Annotated in this window: 13 protein-coding genes; 9 read left to right on the plus strand and 4 right to left on the minus strand. The window is 64.3% G+C overall.

Annotation, left to right across the window (positions count from 1 at the left end):
• Positions 1-202 precede the first annotated feature (202 nt).
• From KBI52_RS06475 to KBI52_RS33975, 5 genes are all read left to right on the plus strand, one after another.
• Positions 203-988, plus strand: a complete 786-nt coding sequence (locus KBI52_RS06475; RefSeq protein WP_210806189.1) for a hypothetical protein — start codon at positions 203-205, stop codon at positions 986-988.
• 4 nt (positions 989-992) lie between these two features.
• Positions 993-1805 carry an LssY C-terminal domain-containing protein gene (locus tag KBI52_RS06480; protein WP_173945393.1) on the plus strand — a complete coding sequence of 271 codons (813 nt, stop codon included), beginning with the start codon at positions 993-995 and terminating at the stop codon, positions 1803-1805.
• A gap of 252 nt (positions 1806-2057) precedes the next feature.
• The gene (gene ampH / locus KBI52_RS06485) at positions 2058-3143 is read left to right on the plus strand and encodes a D-alanyl-D-alanine-carboxypeptidase/endopeptidase AmpH (protein WP_247654225.1); all 1086 of its coding nucleotides are present in this window, start codon (positions 2058-2060) and stop codon (positions 3141-3143) included.
• An 81-nt stretch (positions 3144-3224) separates the two neighbouring features.
• The gene (locus KBI52_RS06490; protein ID WP_247654226.1) at positions 3225-4190 is read left to right on the plus strand and encodes a 5'-methylthioadenosine/S-adenosylhomocysteine nucleosidase; all 966 of its coding nucleotides are present in this window, start codon (positions 3225-3227) and stop codon (positions 4188-4190) included.
• Positions 4191-4395: 205 nt separating this feature from the next.
• Positions 4396-4665 carry a hypothetical protein gene (locus KBI52_RS33975; RefSeq protein ID WP_371823125.1) on the plus strand — a complete coding sequence of 90 codons (270 nt, stop codon included), beginning with the start codon at positions 4396-4398 and terminating at the stop codon, positions 4663-4665.
• 144 nt (positions 4666-4809) lie between these two features.
• Here KBI52_RS33975 and KBI52_RS06495 read toward each other — a convergent pair whose 3' ends face one another.
• Positions 4810-4983 carry a hypothetical protein gene (locus KBI52_RS06495; protein WP_173945391.1) on the minus strand — a complete coding sequence of 58 codons (174 nt, stop codon included), beginning with the start codon at positions 4981-4983 and terminating at the stop codon, positions 4810-4812.
• Positions 4984-4986: 3 nt separating this feature from the next.
• Between KBI52_RS06495 and KBI52_RS06500 the strand changes: the two genes are divergently transcribed.
• The gene (locus KBI52_RS06500) at positions 4987-7242 is read left to right on the plus strand and encodes a hybrid sensor histidine kinase/response regulator (protein ID WP_210806191.1); all 2256 of its coding nucleotides are present in this window, start codon (positions 4987-4989) and stop codon (positions 7240-7242) included.
• Positions 7243-7411: 169 nt separating this feature from the next.
• Complete coding sequence (locus KBI52_RS06505) at positions 7412-8422, plus strand: sensor histidine kinase (RefSeq protein WP_173945389.1); 1011 nt, start codon at positions 7412-7414, stop codon at positions 8420-8422.
• 299 nt (positions 8423-8721) lie between these two features.
• Here KBI52_RS06505 and KBI52_RS06510 read toward each other — a convergent pair whose 3' ends face one another.
• Both KBI52_RS06510 and KBI52_RS32750 read right to left on the minus strand, forming a co-directional pair.
• Complete coding sequence (locus KBI52_RS06510; RefSeq protein WP_173945388.1) at positions 8722-9093, minus strand: response regulator; 372 nt, start codon at positions 9091-9093, stop codon at positions 8722-8724.
• Complete coding sequence (locus tag KBI52_RS32750; protein WP_247654227.1) at positions 9086-13165, minus strand: PAS domain-containing protein; 4080 nt, start codon at positions 13163-13165, stop codon at positions 9086-9088. The genes KBI52_RS06510 and KBI52_RS32750 overlap by 8 nt, the downstream gene beginning before the upstream one ends.
• Before the next feature lie 646 nt (positions 13166-13811).
• On the opposite strand from KBI52_RS32750, the gene KBI52_RS06535 reads away from it, so the two are divergent.
• On the plus strand, positions 13812-14171 hold the full coding sequence (locus tag KBI52_RS06535) for a hypothetical protein (protein WP_210806193.1): 360 nt from the start codon (positions 13812-13814) through the stop codon (positions 14169-14171).
• Between the two features lie 187 nt (positions 14172-14358).
• Here KBI52_RS06535 and KBI52_RS06540 read toward each other — a convergent pair whose 3' ends face one another.
• Positions 14359-14784, minus strand: coding sequence for a hypothetical protein (locus tag KBI52_RS06540; RefSeq protein WP_210806195.1), 426 nt, complete (start codon positions 14782-14784; stop codon positions 14359-14361).
• Between the two features lie 1144 nt (positions 14785-15928).
• On the opposite strand from KBI52_RS06540, the gene KBI52_RS06545 reads away from it, so the two are divergent.
• The gene (locus tag KBI52_RS06545) at positions 15929-18040 is read left to right on the plus strand and encodes a S8 family serine peptidase (protein ID WP_210806197.1); all 2112 of its coding nucleotides are present in this window, start codon (positions 15929-15931) and stop codon (positions 18038-18040) included.
• The last annotated feature ends 34 nt before the right edge of the window (positions 18041-18074 follow it).

The raw sequence follows: 18074 nt of genomic DNA on the forward strand, positions 1-18074 counted from the left end.
GCAGCGCTACGAGTTCGACATGCTCCAGCACGGACCCGTCATCGGCATCAGCGCCAAGTTCTGAACACGGGCCGCGTAGGAGCATGGGCCAGTCCCGACCGAATGCGGCAATCCTGCCGCGGCCGATACAGGGAGCACCCTCATGGGAATTGCACGAGCTGCGATTCGAGCCGGATGGATAGGGATTGTCGCGACAGCGGCGATGATGGTGTGGAACACCGCTCCTCTGGCGCAATCCGCGGATGCGCGATCGGAGGATGGCGGGAGCAGCGATCTCGCCAAGCAGGCGCAGAACCCGGTCGCCGACCTGATCAGCGTGCCATTTCAGAACAATCTCAACTTCCGTGTCGGCCCGCACAAGCAGCAGCAGGACATCCTCAACATCCAGCCGGTGATCCCGATCAAGCTGAACGAGGACTGGAACCTGATCACCCGCTGGATCCTGCCGGTCGTCTCCCAGCCGCCTCTCACCGTCACCGGCGACCGGGAGTTCGGCCTCGGCGATCTGAACCCCACCTTCTTCCTCTCGCCCTCGAAGCCGACCCACGGGATCATCTGGGGCATCGGCCCGACCTTCCTCGTACCAACCGCAACCAACGAGGCCCTCGGCGCGCAGAAATGGGGCGCCGGGCCAGCGGCCGTCGCCCTGACGACTCACGGTCCCTGGGTAGTCGGAGTGCTCGTCAACCAGCTCTGGTCCTTCGAGGGCGGACCGCAGGCAGTCAACCAGACGACGATTCAGCCCTTCGTCAACTACAACTTCTCCGGAGGCTGGTACCTGACCACCTCCCCGATCGCGACGGCCAACTGGGAGGCAAAGCCGCAGGATCGCTGGACGGTGCCGGTCGGCGGCGGGTTCGGCCGGGTGTTCAAGATCGGCAAGCAGCCGGTGAACATGCAACTCGCGGCTTACTACAATGTGGTCCATCCGACCGAGGGTCCGGACTGGCAGCTCCGGGCCCAGGTCCAGTTGCTGTTCCCGAAATGAGGCCATGCCGTCGCCCCGTCACCCAAAGGTGAGAAGCGGCCTGCTGTTGGGCCTGATCCTTCTCGGGCTCTACGGTGTTCTCGCCTACGTGGCCCTGCCATCGGCATGGTCCCACTACGAGCACCAGCGCGGCCTCGAGGGTCAGCCCATGCTGACCCACACGGGACAGGGCATCCCTGGCGATCCACTGAATGTCGGCCTCGTCGGCTCCCAGGAGGATATCGTGCGAGCCATGCACGCTGCCGGCTGGCATCCGGCCGACCCGATCACTTTCCGGACCAGTCTGAAGATCATCGGCAGCGTGGTCCTCGACCGGCCGGATCCGGATGCTCCGGTCAGCCCCCTCTTCTACGAGGGACGACGGGAGGATCTCGCTTTCGAGAAGCCGGTGGGCTCGAGCGCCGACCGTCGGCACCACGTTCGGCTCTGGAACGTTCTGGCGCGCGGGCAGGAAGGCCGCCCCGTCTGGCTCGGTTCGGCGACCTTCGACCGCGGCGTGGGCTTGAGCCGATACACGGGTCAGGTCACCCATCACATTGCTCCGGACATCGATGCGGAGCGTGACGGATTGATTTCCGACCTCGTGCAGGCCGGAATGGTCGAGGTGCGTTATCAGGTGTCGGGAATCGGGCCGACGCTGAGCGGACGTAACGGTGAGGGCGACCCCTACTCCACCGATGGAGAGATCTGGATGGCTGTGCTCGTGACGGCTGGGGAAAAGCGGACGCAGCCTCCGACCGAACTTGCCACTCCAGCCCTCGTCACGGCCAAGGATGCAATCTGGAAGGCTGTGGTGGGCTCATCGCCGCAGCAGTGAAGCGACCTTTTTTGCCTTCTTGAGGTGCTCGGCATCTCCGCCGTCACCATCGCTATCGTCTGCGTTTAGTCTTGGCGATGTTGCACGCCTCCAGACGGAAGAATGACCAAGATGATAGCGAAGAGTCGTGACATGAGCCGACCTTTCACAAAGGCAGGCTTTGGCAATTCGGGATAGGCCTAGCTTCTCCGCCCAAGTTCGGGCAGCAAGCATCTGCTAACATGGCTACACGCGACCTAGCAGGATGCTGCCATGAGGATGTGGGTCACCATCGCCGTTGCTGCCTTTGCAGTCAGCCTGGCTCCCCCTGCCCACGCCCGCGACCGACTCCTCGAGGAGAGCATCAACTTCACGGGCTCCATCCTCTACTACAGCTCTGGGGTTCCTAGTCTCATCATCGGCGCCGTGCGCAACGGCGAGACCGCCGTGGCCGGCTTCGGTCGGACGAGCGATAGCGTCGACCAGGCTCCCGACGGCGACACCCTGATGCGGGTGGGTTCGATCACGAAGGTCTTCACCGGCGCGGTCCTAGCCAGCCTGGTGGCCGACGGGACGGTGCGGCTGACGGACCCGCTCGACAGGCACCTGAATTGGGATGTTGCTGTTCCGACCCGAGACGGTCGTCCGATCCGCCTCATCGACCTCGTCACCCATACCAGCGGCTTGCCGCGGGAGATCGGGCGCCCGCCGAGCCCGCCCGAGGATCCGATGCGGACCCTCACCAAGGAGGCGTTCATCGCCCACCTGAAGCAGGACCGGCTGCTGTTCCCCCCGGGAACAGGGGCACAGTACTCGAACATCGCCTTCGATCTCCTGGCGCAGGCCCTGTCCTCCGCCGCCAAGCGCCCTTACGAGGATCTGCTGCGTGAGCGCGTGCTTCAGCCCGCGGGGCTGACGGCAACAACCTTCTCGCCAACTGAAGCCCAACTCTCGAACCTGATGCAGGGCCACGATATCGATGGCAGCCCGATGCCGGTGGTTCCCACAAGCTCCATGGCGGTCGGTTCGGGCGGTCTCTACTCGTCGACGAACGACATCCTGCGCTGGCTGGCATGGCATCTGGATCGGACGGATGCCACGGGTGCCGAAATCCGCCTCCTTGATCACGCGGCATACGTCCAGCGCGACGGCTTGCGTCCTGTTCTCAGCCTCGACGAATCCGGCCGCATGGATGCCATCGGGCTGGGCTGGATCATTATGCGGCCGGAGGGCGACCGGCCCTTGATCCTTCAAAAGGCCGGCGGCTTGCAGGGGGTGTTTAGCTACACGGCCTTTCGCCGGCCCGGGGCATCGGGGTATTCGTCGCGATCAACAGGTTCAACATCTCAGCCGCCATGACGATGTCCAAGGTGGTCAACGACCTCATCGGCGACCTCGCACCGCGGTGAGGCACGCTGTGCAATCAGAAGTGAGGGGGGAATGTCCCTGACCAACCCGGTGACGCGAGCTCCTGGCGCGAACCAGGATACGATGCGGCGCATTCGTGTCGCGCTTCTTGGTGTGTGGCTGTTGCTCGCCGGTGCACCGCTCGAACCGTTGCGGGCGGCCCCGCGCGATGATGTCCGCCGCACTGCAATCATCTCGGCCTTCCAGCCCGAATGGCTGGCGCTGCAAGCGAGCCTCACAGATCGCGAGGAGCGGGTCGTCAACGAAACGGTCTTCGTAACCGGCAGGATCGCGGGCAAGGCCGTGGTCCTGTTCCTGAGCGGGATCAGCATGGTGAATGCGGCCATGACAACCCAGCTCGCGCTCGATCATTTCACTCTCGACCGCTTGGTGTTCTCCGGTATTGCCGGCGGGGTCGATCCGGCGCTCCAGATCGGCGACGTCATCGTACCGGATGCTTGGTGCGAGTATCTCGAAGCGGTGTTTGCGCGCGAGGTGGACGGTGGCTTTGCATTGCCGCCCTTCGCGGACCGTACGGTACCGAACTTCGGCATGATCTTCCCGCAGCCCGTGGAGGTTGCGCAACGCCCCGGCGTGCCGGAGAAAGTGCTTTGGTTTCCGGTGGATCCCGGGCTGCTCGATCTGGCGAGAAAGCTTCAGGACGAGCCGGCCTTAACGCAGTGCACGGCCAACAATGAATGCCTTCAGCGCCGGCCGCGGCTCGTGGTCGGCGGCAAGGGGGTCTCAGGCCAGGCTTTCGTCGACAATAAGGCGTTCCGTGAATATGTCGGCACGGCGTTCGGGGCATCATTGCTGGACATGGAATCGGCGGCTGTTGCCCACGTCGCCTACGCCAACAAGACGCCCTTCATCGCGTTCCGCTCTCTGTCCGATCTCGCAGGCGGCGGCAAGGATGAGAATGAGGTCGGCACGTTTTTTCAGCTCGCGTCCGACAATTCCGCGGCGACGATACTGGCCTTCCTGAGGTTGCTGCCCTAACGATTCCAAGGGCCCCTTCGTGGCCGCTGTTCCCGACGCCAGCAGACGCTCGGCTTTCATCCGAGGAGTGCCAGGAGCCGAGCCTCCAAACTCCCCTGCCTTGAAATGCCAAAACCAGGCCCTCACGACAGAGAACATTTCATTGGGTGACGATGGGAACCAAGGGACCTGCTTCACGTTGTAAGCGCGGCCGTGAGGACCAGCCATGCCGCGTGATTTCTTTCATATCTCGGACGGACGGCGCACCTACCCCGATCCATGGGGTGTTGCCCTCCCTTCGCTCGAGGCCGCAAGGGCTCATGCCCCTCAGGACGCCCAAGCCTTGTCAAAGAGTTGGATGGCACTCAGCCAGGCCGAATGGCGGCTGACGGTCGCCGATGAGAGCGGAGCCCAACTCCTGAGCATTGCCCTGTCCCAGGCTGCAAGGGCGGACGCTCAGTCAAGGGTCGGTTCCATGATGCTTACAGCAGCCTAAGTGGCGGACGGATCCTCGAATGGACACGCGATCGCTACAAATCGGTCAGTCGTGACTAACGCCACTCTCACCCCTGAAGTGAGGAAGCCGTCGACCAGAGTTGGAGGTCTGTCCCTTCCATCGTTGCAGGCGCTTGCGGCCGCTTCACTGCTCATCCCCCTCCTCTTCTTCGGCTTTGGGGCGTGGCAGAGCTACCGGCAGCATCTGCGGGAAGCCGAAGCGACTGTCAGGCGAGCCACCGATGTACTGGCAGAGCACGCACTGCGTGTGTTCGAGTTGCAGGAACTGCTCATCAGCCGGGTTGATGATCGTATCCAAGGTATGTCCTGGGACGACATCGCCGCCTCCGAGGATTTGCATCGCTGGCTGCTACAACTCGACCAGAACCTCCCGATCGTCGATGTGATCTGGCTGATCGACCCAGAGGGCCGAGGCCGCAACAGCAGCCGGTACTTCCCGGCCCCTGACACCTCCCGTGTCGGGGATCGGGACTACTTTCAGGCTCTCAAGGACCGACCATCGGGAACCTACATCGGCGAACCGCGGCTCGGACGCTCCAGCCCCGGCTTGTTCTTCAATGTCGCGCGGCGGCGAACGGCTGAGGCAGGCTTCGATGGGCTGATCGTGACCTCCCTGGATCCGGCTTACTTTGCCGGCGCCCTGAAAAGCTTGTCTCTCAGCCCCGATGACTCGTTCTCGATCATCAGGGACGATGGGACGATCTTGGCTCGAGGCCCCCAGCCCCTGAGCAAGCCCATGCGGCTGACGGCAGAGAGCGGCCTGATGCAGGCGATCCAGAGGGGAGCGGACACGCCCTACCGACAGGTGGCTCAGCTCGATGGAGTCGAGCGCCTGTATGCGAACAGGAAGCTGCCGGGCTATCCTGTCTATGTCTCGTATGGGCGCTCACTCCAAGCCGTGCTCGCCGGCTGGCACAAGGATCTTGTGCTCTCTGCCGGTCTGGCATTTGCCGTTGCCGGTTCACTCTCAGGCATCACGTTCCTGGCAATCCGGCAGACCCGTCAGCGGCTTGCAACACAAGCACGGTTACAGGAGAGCGAGGCTCGCATCCATGCCCTGCTTCAGGAAGCGCCTGTCGGCCTTCTGCTGACCCGGGTCAATCCGGATAGCTCCCTGACGATCGAAGAAATGAACCCGGCCCTGGCGGCAATCACAGGATGGTCGCGTGAGCAGGTGATCGGCAGAAGCCCTCGAGACGCCTTCCCAGGCAGCATCGGAGCCACAATCGAGGAGCATTACCGTGAGTGCCTCACGTCGAGGCAACCTGTGGAGTATGAGGTCGAAGGTGAAGGGCCGTCCGGCCCCTATATCCGACACGCGGTCGTGCGACCGATCATCGATGCGACCGGACGGGTGACAAAGCTGCTCGGCACTTCCATGGATGTCACCAGGGCGCGCGAGCTGGAGGAGCAGTTGCGGCGCGCTCAGAAGATGGAGGCGGTGGCGGCTCTGGTGAGCGGTGTCGCCCACGACTTCAACAACCTGCTGACGATCATGCTGGGCAATCTCGATCTAGCCCGCCGGGCGAAGGAGGATCGCAAGCCCCGCCTGATTGAGAACGCCATTCAGGCGATCGATCAGGGGCGGAAATTGACCGGACAGCTTCTCGCCTTCGGCCGTCGGCAGGCGCTCAAGTCCGAGGTCATCGAGATCCCGTCCCTGATGGCCGCCACCCACGACATGCTGGCGCAATCCCTGCGCGGGGACATCTCCATTGAGCTGAATCTTGCAGAAGATCTCTGGCCCGTACAGGCCGACGCCTCTCAACTCCAGGTCGCCCTCATCAATCTGGCCGTCAACGCTCGCGATGCAATGCCGAAAGGCGGCTCGTTCGTTGTGACGGCACAGAACTTGGTACTGCGTGACGGCGGCCTGACCGAGGCTGTCGCGATCACCGTCAGCGACACGGGAGCCGGCATCCCGCGCGAGGTGTTGACGCGGGTCTTCGAACCGTTCTTCACGACCAAGGAGGTGGGACGAGGATCGGGCCTCGGATTGGCACAGGTATATGGCTTCGCCCAGCAATCCGGCGGCTCAGTCGACATCCGCAGTGAGCCCGGTCGAGGAACGACAGTCACACTGTATCTGCCTCGGGCCGCGCGGCAAGACGACAGCCAGCTCCCCAGCGCGCATGAGCAGCAGGATAGCGTCCGGCGCAAGCTGCGCGTTCTGCTCGTCGAAGACAACCCTGAGGTCGCAGAGGTCGGACGGATGCTGCTGACCGAAGCCCAGCATGACGTCCGGGTGTGCGGATCCGTTGCGGAGGCCCTGGCCGTCTTGGAGGCGGAAGCGTTCGATCTGGTCTGTTCCGACCTGGTCATGCCGGGCGGTCAGGATGGACTTGATCTTGCCCGCACGGTGCGTGAGCGGTGGCCGTACGTCCCTGTGCTGCTGATGAGCGGCTACAGCGACGCCACAGGGGCTGCCATAGAAGAAGGCTTTCCTCTTCTCACGAAACCTTATGCCCCGAAGGCTTTTCTCGCGAAGGTCGACGAGGCTGCGTCTGGAAAGCCAGCATCTGGCAGGGTGGTCCGTCTTGTTCAACCGGGCCGATAATCGTCCGAGCGGGGTCAGACAGCAAACTTTCCCGGCCTTGAGAATGGTCTAATGCGTGATGATTGAGGCCCTGAGGTTAGGCCGAACGAAGCTTAGCGTCATCCGTTCCGGCATTTTGCCCCTCCCTCAATGGGAACCTCGGCCGTCGGAAAGGCTTGACGGCTCGGACATGCAGGCATTCTTCACCTATACCTTCCTCACGCGAAGCTGGCCGGTCTGGGCCCGTTATCTAGGCGCGACGCTGGTCGTCCTGATCATGCTGGTGCTGCGCATCGGCCTTAGCGCGTACCTGCCCGCGTTCCCCTTCCTGCTGTTCTTCATGGCCATTATCGTCAACGCCGTCCTGTTCAACCGGGGCAGCGGCTTCTACACGGTCGCACTGAGCGCTGTTCTGGCGGACTACTTCTTCCTTGAGCCGGTCGGGAGCCTTAGGATTGAGGATCATCGGGCCACCCTCGGCCTCATCCTGTACCTCGTGATCGGGTTCACCACGGCAGGGATCATCGAGGCCCTGCACACCACCGCCCACGGGCTCACGCAGGCGAACAGACGGCTCGCAGCCGCCGAGCAGGAGAAGGATCTGCTCCTGCGGGAAGCCGGCCACCGGATGAAGAACGACCTCATGATGCTCACGGCGCTGGTGCGGCTCCAGGAGCGGACGGTACACGACCCATCAGCGAGGTCGGCCTTGACCTCCGCGGCCGACCGCATCCACGTCCTCAGCCGGGTGCAGGAGCGCCTGCGGCTGGGCGAGGGCACCAGCGCGGTCGTCAACGCCGCCGACTTCATCACCGAGCTCTGTGACGACCTGAAGGCCGCACTGGTGGACCTTCGGCCGATCGCAATCACCGTGCGGGCAGAGCGTCATCTGCTGCCACAGGAGCGCGTGGTCCCTGTCGGGCTGATCATCAATGAGCTGCTGACGAACAGCCTTAAATATGCCTTTCCCGACGACCGTGGCGGCACAATCACGGTCGATTTCAGCCGCCGGGGAGACACCTTCAGGGTCGCCGTTGAGGATGACGGAATCGGATTGACCCCGGAGAGCAGGCCGAGACCATCGGCGGGTCTCGGGACGCGCCTGATCCGCTCCATGGCGGCCCAGCTCGGCGGCACCATCGCAACCGATGGGGACGGCACCGGCACGAGCGTCATCGTCCGATTTCCTGTGGATCCCTGAAGCGTCCTGTTGCGCGCACAGTCGCGCCGGAGAATGCAACGACGCTTTCGAAAGCACGACATCGTCGCATCGTGCGTCTTGTCTGGTGGCGCTCATCCGCCAGGGGCGGCTCGGCCTCGCGACCTTGTCTGAGCCAAGCTTGATCCACGACACAGGCAATCCTGAGAACTGCTTTGGGTCGGATTGGGCCCTTAGGGGATGCTGTGCGAAGGTCGGCTGCCCTCACCGAAGTTCGACCCAGGTCAGCCCCACGCGAGGAGCGATCCTGTCCACCAATAATCCAGTCCGTTGATGCAACATCAATTGAAGAGCACAAGAGCGAGGTGGCGCAGGTCGACCGGCTTGTCACAGCGGGGCACGTCCTTGTAGGCCTCCGGCAGCGCCCACTGCTCGTAGCCGGTTGCCAGCACGAAGGGGATGGTGCGCTCGCGCAGGACGTCGGCGACCGGATAGGCTTTCTCGCCTCGGAGGTTCACGTCGAGGATCGCCGCGTCGATGCTCATTTCCGTCGCCAGCAGCCTCAGCGCATCCGCCACACTCGGCACCGGGCCGATTACCTGGGCCCCCGCCTCTTCCAGGTCGCACCGCAAGTCCTCGGCCATCATGTACTCATCCTCGACCACCAGGATGCGGCGGCCGCGCAGGGCAGAGGCAGTCAGAGGATCAGGCATGCTCCGCCTCCCAGTGCATGGTGGAGATCGGCAGGGTGATCGTGCAACGCACCCCTTCCGGCGTGAGTTCGTACGATGTGTCGGCACCGAGCTGATAGGGAAGTGACCGCTCGATCAGTTCACGCCCGGAGCCCCTCCGGTAAGGTTGCCCTCGGGCAGGCGGGGGCACAGTCACGCCGCTCTCTTGCCACTCCACCCGCAGGCGGGGCTCCCCGTCCTGTCCGGGAACCAGGCCCCAGCGGATGGCGAGGCGCCCCTCCGGACGGGAGAGCGCCCCGTGCTTGACCGCATTGGTGGCGAGCTCATGCAGCCCCAGCGCGAAGCTCTGCACTGTGGCGGAGCGGAGGCGTATGCCTTTCGGTCCCTCCAGCGTCACCTGCTCATGTCCCTCGCCATCCACGACCCCATGCCCGGCGAGTTCCGTCCGGATCAGTTCGTCGAAGCTGATGCGGTCACGCTCGTTGAGCTGCGACAGCAAACCGTTCACCCGCCCGAGCGCACCCATGCGGTCACGGAAGCGGCCCCGGAATTCGTCAAGAGAGGAGCTGGTGGCCAGCGTCCGGTCCGCAATGGAGCGCACCACGACGATGAGGTTGCGGGTGCGATGCTGGAGTTCGGCCACCAGCACCTTCATTCGCTCGGCAATTTCCTTCTTCTCCGTCACGTCCTTGGCATAGCCGCCGATGCGCTGGACCTTCCCCTGCATGTCAAAGAGCGGGAAGTCGGTGTTCTCGATCCAGCGGATTCCTCCATCCGGATGCAGGAGGCGGAACTCATGAGTGATCCGCTCCCCTCGGCGCACACACTCCATCTTCTCCAGAGCCATGTCACGGTCCTCCGGGTGGATCAGCTCTCCCCATTCGCCCAGGCCTTCCGCTAGGACCTTCTGCCGCGGGTGTCCGTACACCCGCTCGAAGGCCGGGTTCAGGTATTCCATCGTCATGGTCTGGGCGTCGCGGATCCACAGCACATCCGAGGAGGCATCGGCAAACTGCCGGAATCGCTCCTCGCTCTCGCGCAGTGCTGCCTCGGCGCGGGCGCGCTCGATGCGCGGGAAAACGCGATTTGCAATCTCCTGCAGGAGCTCGATTTCGTCCGCGCGCCACGTTCGCGGTTCTCTGGTGGTAACCGTGATGTTCGCTATCCAGCGCCCCTGCTGCTGGAAAGGAACGGTGATGAAGGCGCCGAGCTTCAGCCTAGCGTAGGCGTCTGCGTCCGCCCGCTCGTCACGCGCGGTGTCGCAAACGATAACCGTTTCGCCCGCACGACCGGCGCGGGCGAACTCATCGCCAAAATAGTCCGCCAGCCGAAATGTCTGCTTGAGACTCGGCACATCGGTGGCATTCCAGCCATGATGAATGGTGGCTTCGTTGTTGACTTCATCGACATCCGCAAAAATGCAGCCCGAAGCGTGCAGGAAGTGGCCGAGGCGCGCACCCACCGTCTGGATGATCTCGTCAGGCGACGACAAAACAGATAGGTCCTGGCCGATCTCGGCCATCAGTTCGGCATTCCGTTCGCGGCGTTTGCGTTCGGTAATATCTTCGTAGAGGGCAAAAAACCGATCGCTCTTGGTCGGATAGACGTAGCATTCGTACCACCGGCCCAACGGAGCGACTTCGTACTCGCGCCGCTCCGGCACACCGGCGTCGACGATCTTCTCGTACATCTCGAACTGCGATTCCTCGATGCCCGGAACGGCCTCGCGCGCCGTCCGCCCGACCGTCTCGGCGACCTTGAGGCCGCTAAGACGCTCGAGAGCGGGGTTCAACGCGATGTATCGAAGATCGGTCGCATGTCCGTCACCGCCGCGGATGAGCTCGCATTCGGCATATCCCTGGCCGAGGGTCTCGAACAGCGACCGGTACTTCTCCTCGCTCTCGCGCAGCTTCGCCTGGGCAACCGCATCCCGGAGACGGACGACCTCTTCCTGCGCCTTCTTCCACTCGGTGATCTCCTTCGTGGTGGTCGCCACGCCGTCGCCGAGCTTCACGACGGACTGGTAGAACCAGCCGTCGAACTGCTCGTGCACGTAGTGCCGCTCGGCCTGCTCTGGCCTGCCCGTCTCGGTGACACGCTTGAAGGCGCCGAAGATACCTTCTTGGACGACGCCGGGGTTGCGTGTGAGCAGGCTCTCGCCCTCGACTTTGCCATACCTGCTCTCAGAGGTGTGATTGTTGAGCACCCAGCGAAAGTCGACGATCTCGCCAGCCCCGTCCCGGACCGCCTCGAACACCTGGATCATATCCATTGACGAGTCCATCGTCGCCTGGAGGAGATCGCGGCTCGCCTGAAGATCAGCCGTGCGCTCCCGGACCTGTTGCTCGAGTTCACCACGGTAGCGTTCCTCCGCTTCGCGCAGCTTCTCTTCGACCTTGCGCTTCGCGGTCACGTCGACACCGGTGCCGAACCACTCCACGATGTTTCCGTCAGGCCCGAGGATCGGAACGGCGCGCGACAGAACCCAGCCCACTCCACCGTTGACTTGGCGCACGCGGTGCTCCAGCTCGAAAAGAGACTTGGTGCGGATCGCCTCCTCGATGGCGGCGAAGATCACCGGCTGATCTTCAGGCAAGAGATAAGTGTCGGCCCAGTCCGCGACCGGTTCGACCGTATCGGCCAGCATGCCCTCGCCCGAGAGCTGATACATGTGCCGCCAGTCCGGGCTCATGCGATACATCATGTAGCTGCCGGCGGTGGCGAGAGCCCGGAAGCGCTCCTCGCTCTCACGCAGAGCTTCCTCGGCTTTCTTGCGTTCCGTGATGTCGAAGACAAGGGCATAGAAGCCGTCAACTTCGCCGGACGCGGCGAAGTGCGGAATGTAGTTCTCCTCCGTCCAGCCCCAGAGGTTCGGATCGGCCGCCCTCCAGCCCTGATCCTCGCACCGCACTGTCTCGCCGGCCAGCGTCCGCTCCATCCACGGTTTCAAACTCGCGAAGATACGCTCGCCTGCGATTTCCGCCACGGTGCGGCCGATAATCCCTTCCTTCGGCCGCTTGAAGAACCGGCTGAACTCCTCGTTGATGGCACGATAGCGAAACTCGCGGTCGTAGAAGCCGATCATCGCCGGGACGTTGTCCATGATGACGCGCAGGCTTCCTTCGCTCTCGCGCAGCGCCTCTTCTGCACACGCCCGCTCCATTGCCGCCCAGGTGCGCTCCGCCACTTCTTCCACAAGGGTAATCTCGCCTCGCGTCCAGCGCCGAGGCTGCGCTGAAATCGCAACCATGGACCAGAGCGGATGGCTCTCGCCCTTACGAAGTGTCGGAGCCACCATGGCACGCATCCCGAGGCTACGGCTATTGTGCTTCTCGGCGTCCGATAGGCCCTGTCGTTCGAAGTCGTCCTCGATCACGAAGGTCCGGTCGTGTAAGGCTCGAAAAGCTTCGGGGAAATCGGACAAGACAAACATTTCGGGCAGCGGCGGCACACGATCGTTCCCCAACTGGTGGGTGACGTCGGCGCGGTTCTCATCCAGCCGGTAGACCGTGATGTAGCTGCGGTCGAGCTGCATCTTCGCAATCAACATCCGAAGCGCACAGTTCGCGATGGCGTCCGCGTTTGGCTCGGCCCGTAGTGCGTCGCTGAGCTTCAGCAGGAACGCCTGCCGCTCCTCGCTTTCGCGCAACGCAGCCTCGGCGCGCAGGCGGCCGCCGACCTCGAACCCCGTCATGTGCGCGTAGGCGACGCGGCCCTGCTCGTCACGGAGCGGGATCAGGACGGCGTCGAAGATGTTCGAGGCGGCCTCGCCTTCGCCGCGCGTATCGAGCGGCTGGGCGGTGACCTGGATACTTTCCCCCGTGAAGACGCGCTCGTAGAGGGGCGCGACCGTCCTCCACCCTTCAGGAAAGGTTTCCGGCAGAGGGCGTCCGAGTGCAGCGGGATGGCGGGTTCCGTATAATACCGCGGCCGCGTCATTGTAGATCAGGATCCGGTCGGGCCCGCACACGAGGGACGAGACGAGCGGGCTTGCGAGCGCCATCTCGACGGCCGTACGCAGCGCCTGCGGCCAAGTCTCGGTCGGACCAAGCGGGGTTGCCGTCCAGTCGTGATCACGCATGCGGCCGGCCATCTCTCCGCCTCCGAACGGCCAAGCCGCTGCGGCTCGGTCGGGAAAAGCGTCTGCGGTGTGGCGTTTGTCCATGGGAGATCAGCGCTCCGGGTTGCTCTTGCCCTATGGGGGTTGCCGCCGAGGCAACCAATGAGCCAACCATGAACGGAAAAACCCGTTCCTCAAAGGGAGCGGGTCGGCCGGGCTGGGGCGGGGAAAGCCCTCTTGGGTCCAAAATGAGGAGTAGCTGGTGTCGACGCGAAGATCAGCTCATCCCGGCGGTGCGGATGGAAGGCCAAGGTCGGCCATTCCGCTCGTGAACGTCCTTGGAGGCTGCCGCGTCGTTGAAGGGGCGGCGTTCGGGCGCGCGTCGTCGCATTGAACGCGTGTCTGTCTCAGAACGTTCAAAGATTGTCCTCATCGGTCAAGCGGCCCTCCGGCGATCAGGCATGATCCGACCTGGGAGGCCTTTCCCGCTCTTTCCCTTCATCCCTTGTCGAGGCCTCCGGCTGAACTCGGCCCCGTTCGGACAAGACTGGACGGGGCTCTTTCCGCAACCCGACCGTTCCGTCGGAGATCCCGCAGGCATGCAGGTGGTCATTGGCCAAGGCCACTGCACACCGCGACAATGTCTGCAACGACGGCTTTCGAGAGAGGAGGACGTCCGATGCACCATTCATCCGTCATCATCATGATCGCCGCCGCGGCCCTCCTGGTCCTTCCCCAGGACGTGGAGGCTCAGAATCGCCGACGCCAGACCCTTGAACAAGGCGACCCGCTGGTCCTGCGCGTGACGCCGAGGAGTTTCCTGGACCCGGGCACGGTGGTTCCTGTCGGATCGATCGACCCGGGCATCAGCGGCTACGGGCAAACGCAGGCCTATCTTCTAAACCCACCCTATGCGTCGAACCGTGAGCGCTTCGGGCAGGGTGTTCTGCCGGACCCGATCACGAACGGGCCCTTCGTGGGATCGCGCAACCCCTTCGGACCAGTCGATTTCGTCGCGCCCCGCAGCTTGGCGCGATGAACGAGCATGAAGTGTCGACCAGGCGACAGGCGTCTCATGAGGGCTGGACAAGGCTTCGAGGGCGCTATGGGGGCGCGACCCGGCGTCCCCATACCGGCGGGATGCGAGGCCACCCACGGATTCCTGACATCGTCATCGACGATGGGTTGCACCACGCGTCGCGCAATGCCACGACCGTGACCGTCGTTCAGTGGGCGCACTCCACGGGAACCCGATAGGTGCCGTCAACGAGGATCGTGCGACAGGGCACCCCGTTGATGATCTGAACCTCGTTCGGCGCGGCATAAGGGAAAATCGAGTTGGGCGTGCCAGAGATCGGTCGGCCCACAAAGGTGCGTCCGCTTCCTTCCTCGACCCGGATGCTCCCCGTTGAACTCGGCTCGAAGGTCCCTGTCGCGACCCGACCGGCGCATTCCACTGGAACGCGCATGTTGCTGCCCTGAACGAGAACCGTCCGGCACGGCACCCCGTTGATGATCTGAACCTCGTTCGGAGCCGCGTAGGGGAAGAGCGAGTTGGGCGTGCCCTGGATCGGATTGGGCTGCGATTGGGCAGAAGCGAACCCTGCGCAAGCCGTCAACGCTCCACCGATGAGCATGGTCAGAATCTTCATGGAAACCTCCTCTCCGCAGGATCACAAAGCCTGAGGCACGGATGGAGTGCTGCGGATGCATCCGTGTGGCACAAAGGGCGCCTGTCCGACCGGTCTTATCGACTCAGGCATCCGGGACTGGCAAACAGAGTGGCGTCGACCCGTGTGAACTGACAATGCGCCGAGGATAGGGGCAACGTGATCGTGACATTGTTGGCCGAGGGGCCAAGTGGCGCCACAAGCTCGATCGGATCGAAGGCGTTTCTTGGCTCATAGGTCGAGCCGATGAGGTAGAGCGGGACCCGACCAAAGGAATTGCGCGGCCTCACTCTCAGGACGAGAGGATCGCCTTGCCTAACCTGGCGATCCCGCGGTTGAGCCTCTGCATGCAACGGGACGGCCGTGCACGCGACAGCCGCAACAGCAGCGAGAGCAGATGTGCAGCGCATGAGCTGTCCTCCTCAATGCGAACATGTCGGTGTCGGGACGGCCTTGGGCTCCAGGTTGGCTCTGGTTGTCCTTGGCTGCTGGCTTTATGACCATGAGACTACCCGATCCCGACGCTGGTGCTTGACCCTCAGAGCCATCGACTTGACATCCCGGGACACGAGCAGCCTTTATTCCACCGTTCGAGAGTTCCGGCCTCCAGCCTCGCCGATCTGATCGAAGCCGAGGGCCGTGCCCAGGATTGCCGGGCGGAGCCGGAGCCGGAATGCTCGCGTGACGGCGCTCGCCTCGGAATAGCCGAGGGTTGTGGCAATCCGGCTGAGGTTCGATCTCAGGTAGGGTGGGTCGGTTTCCCGACCCTGGCGTTCAACACCAGGAGCGGCCTCGGCTGGAAGAGGACGGGAGCTTCGACATCGCGTCGAATACCGGCATCGCAGTCTATCGCAAGGATACACAAAGGGTTGTTACGGGGCTCACGACGGGGTGGCATCCGCCACGATCCATGCTGCCGAGCAGACGGCACAAGCCCGATCCCATGGTCAAGCTAACCATCGGACACATTTCGTGATTGGTTCGCTCCGGTTCATCTCGGATAGTCTACATGACATGCAATTTTGTGGATGGTCCGAGCAACTTTTTAGGCCCCATCACGCGTTGACAAGCGGGTGGACCTGCAACGGCCAAGTTTACGGCTGAGTTGCCGGCACGAAAGGGAACCATGACACGCTGGTGGCGACATACCCTTGTTGCGGTGGCTGGCCTTGCTGTTGCCCTCCCCGTCCGCATTCAGCTGGATCTTGGCCATGATTCAGGTCTTCCCGTCGCAAGCGGAGCTGCGTTCGCCAAAGGCGGCGGTGGAAACGGCAATGGTGGCGGCAACGGTGGCGGGAACGGCAACGGCGGCGGCAACGGGAATGGCAACGCAGGCGGGAACGGCGGGGGCTCGGCCGGCGGTGGCGCAGGAAACGGGAACGGCAATTCGGATGGCGGACGCGGCGGGGCCGGAGGTCCCGGGAACGGTAATGCCGGAGGAAACAGCAACAGCGGCGGCAACGGAAACGGCGGCGGGAAGAGCAATGGTGCGGCCGGCGGCAGCGCAGCAAGCGGCAATGGCAACGGCGGCAGAGGCAATTCGAATGCCGGTGGTCTTGGCGGCGGCGTAGGCGGCGGGTCCGGCCGGGGCAATGCGGGAGGCGCCGGGTACGGAGGCAGCCTCGGCGGCGGAGCCAGCGCTGGCGGCGGCCTTGGTGCGGGCAAGGGCAACAGCAATGCCGGCGGCAATGGCAGCAAGGCCAATGCCGGAACGAGCGGCAGCGTCAATTCCGCCAACGGAGCCGTTGCGGGTGCGAGCCAAGGCCTTGGCAGCGGACCTGTGAAGGTCGGCCCACTGCATGCCGGTGCTGCATCGAACGGTGCCAATCCCCGCTCCAATGACAGAGCCCGCGCGAGCGCCGGCAAGACATCGGCGGGCCGAGGCAAGGCCACCGCATCCGGATCGACGACACCCGGCACGGCCAAGTCTGCAGGCAAGTCTCCCGCGAAGTCTGCGGCCAAGTCCGCGACGCGAACGCCGGCCGCACGGGCGGCTGTTCCGGCCAAGGTCAAGCCGCTCAGCCCCCTCCCGGTCGCCGAGGACATCGACCGGCGGCCCAAGCCACGGCAATCGACACGCTCCATCGTGGCGTCGGGCCTGTCGCCCGAGAACCTGGCCCGGTTGACCGCTCAGGGTTTTCGCATCGAGGCCAGGACCCAGGGCAGCATCGCCGCCCAAGTGGTCAGGCTGCGGGCCCCGGCTGGCCTGTCGGTCGCCCAAGCCCGGCAATTGGTCCGTCTCGCCGATGCGCGGGCCTCGGTGGATTTCGACGAATTCTATTACCTCGACGAGCACCCGCCCGCCTGCACGGGCGCCGAGTGCCTGGTCCAGCCTCCCGTGAACTGGGCTTCGCTCGTGAAGTGGTCCGACGCGGAGACGCCCCAATGCGGCCCGGCTCCCCTCATCGGCCTGATCGATACCGGGGTGAATGTCGAGCATCCGGCCTTGAACGGGCAAGCAGTCCAGATCATCGCCCAGCCGGAGCGCCATGCGGTCCCGTCGCTGCAGGATCACGGCACGGCGGTCGCGGCCCTTCTCGTCGGACGGCCGACAAGCCGGACGCCCGGTCTCCTGCCGCAGGCGCGGATCATGGCCGTCGATGCCTTCTACCGGGATGGCGGCACGGCCGACCGGACCGACGTGATGACCCTCGTGGCCGCCATCGGGACCCTGGCGGAGCGCGGGGTCCGGGTCATCAACATGAGCCTGTCGGGGCCGGCCAACGAGGTTCTGCAACAGGCCGTCGCAGCGGCCCAGGCCAAGGGCATCGTGTTCGTTGCCGCCGCCGGCAACAACGGTCCCGGGGCCGAGCCGTCCTACCCGGCAGCCTATCCGGGCGTCGTCGCGGTGACGGCCATCGACCACGACCTCAACGTCTACCGGCGCGCCACCCGTGGCCCCTATGTCGACCTGTCCGCTCCCGGGGTGAACGTCTGGACGGCCTCGGCGGAGGGCAGCGGCGTGCTGCGGACGGGAACCTCCTACGCGGTGCCGTTCGTCTCCGCTGCCGCAAGCCTGGTGATCGCATCGAACCCCACGCTGGACGTCAAGGAGGTCCAGTCACGCCTCGAGCAGCATACGCGTGACCTCGGCCAGCCCGGGCGCGATCCCGTCTTCGGCTTCGGCCTGATCCAGATGGCAGGCCTCTGCGCGCCGCCGGCGTCCGCGCCGGCCGTTGCCGCGGCTCCGGGGCAGTCCTCCGATGCGTCGGCTCAGGGGTTGGTGGACCAGCCGTGATCGGCCGGCGCGCGTGCGGCGGACCGGCGCTCCT

This window comes from Microvirga sp. HBU67558 (assembly GCF_018069605.1).
Classification (GTDB): domain Bacteria; phylum Pseudomonadota; class Alphaproteobacteria; order Rhizobiales; family Beijerinckiaceae; genus Microvirga; species Microvirga terrae.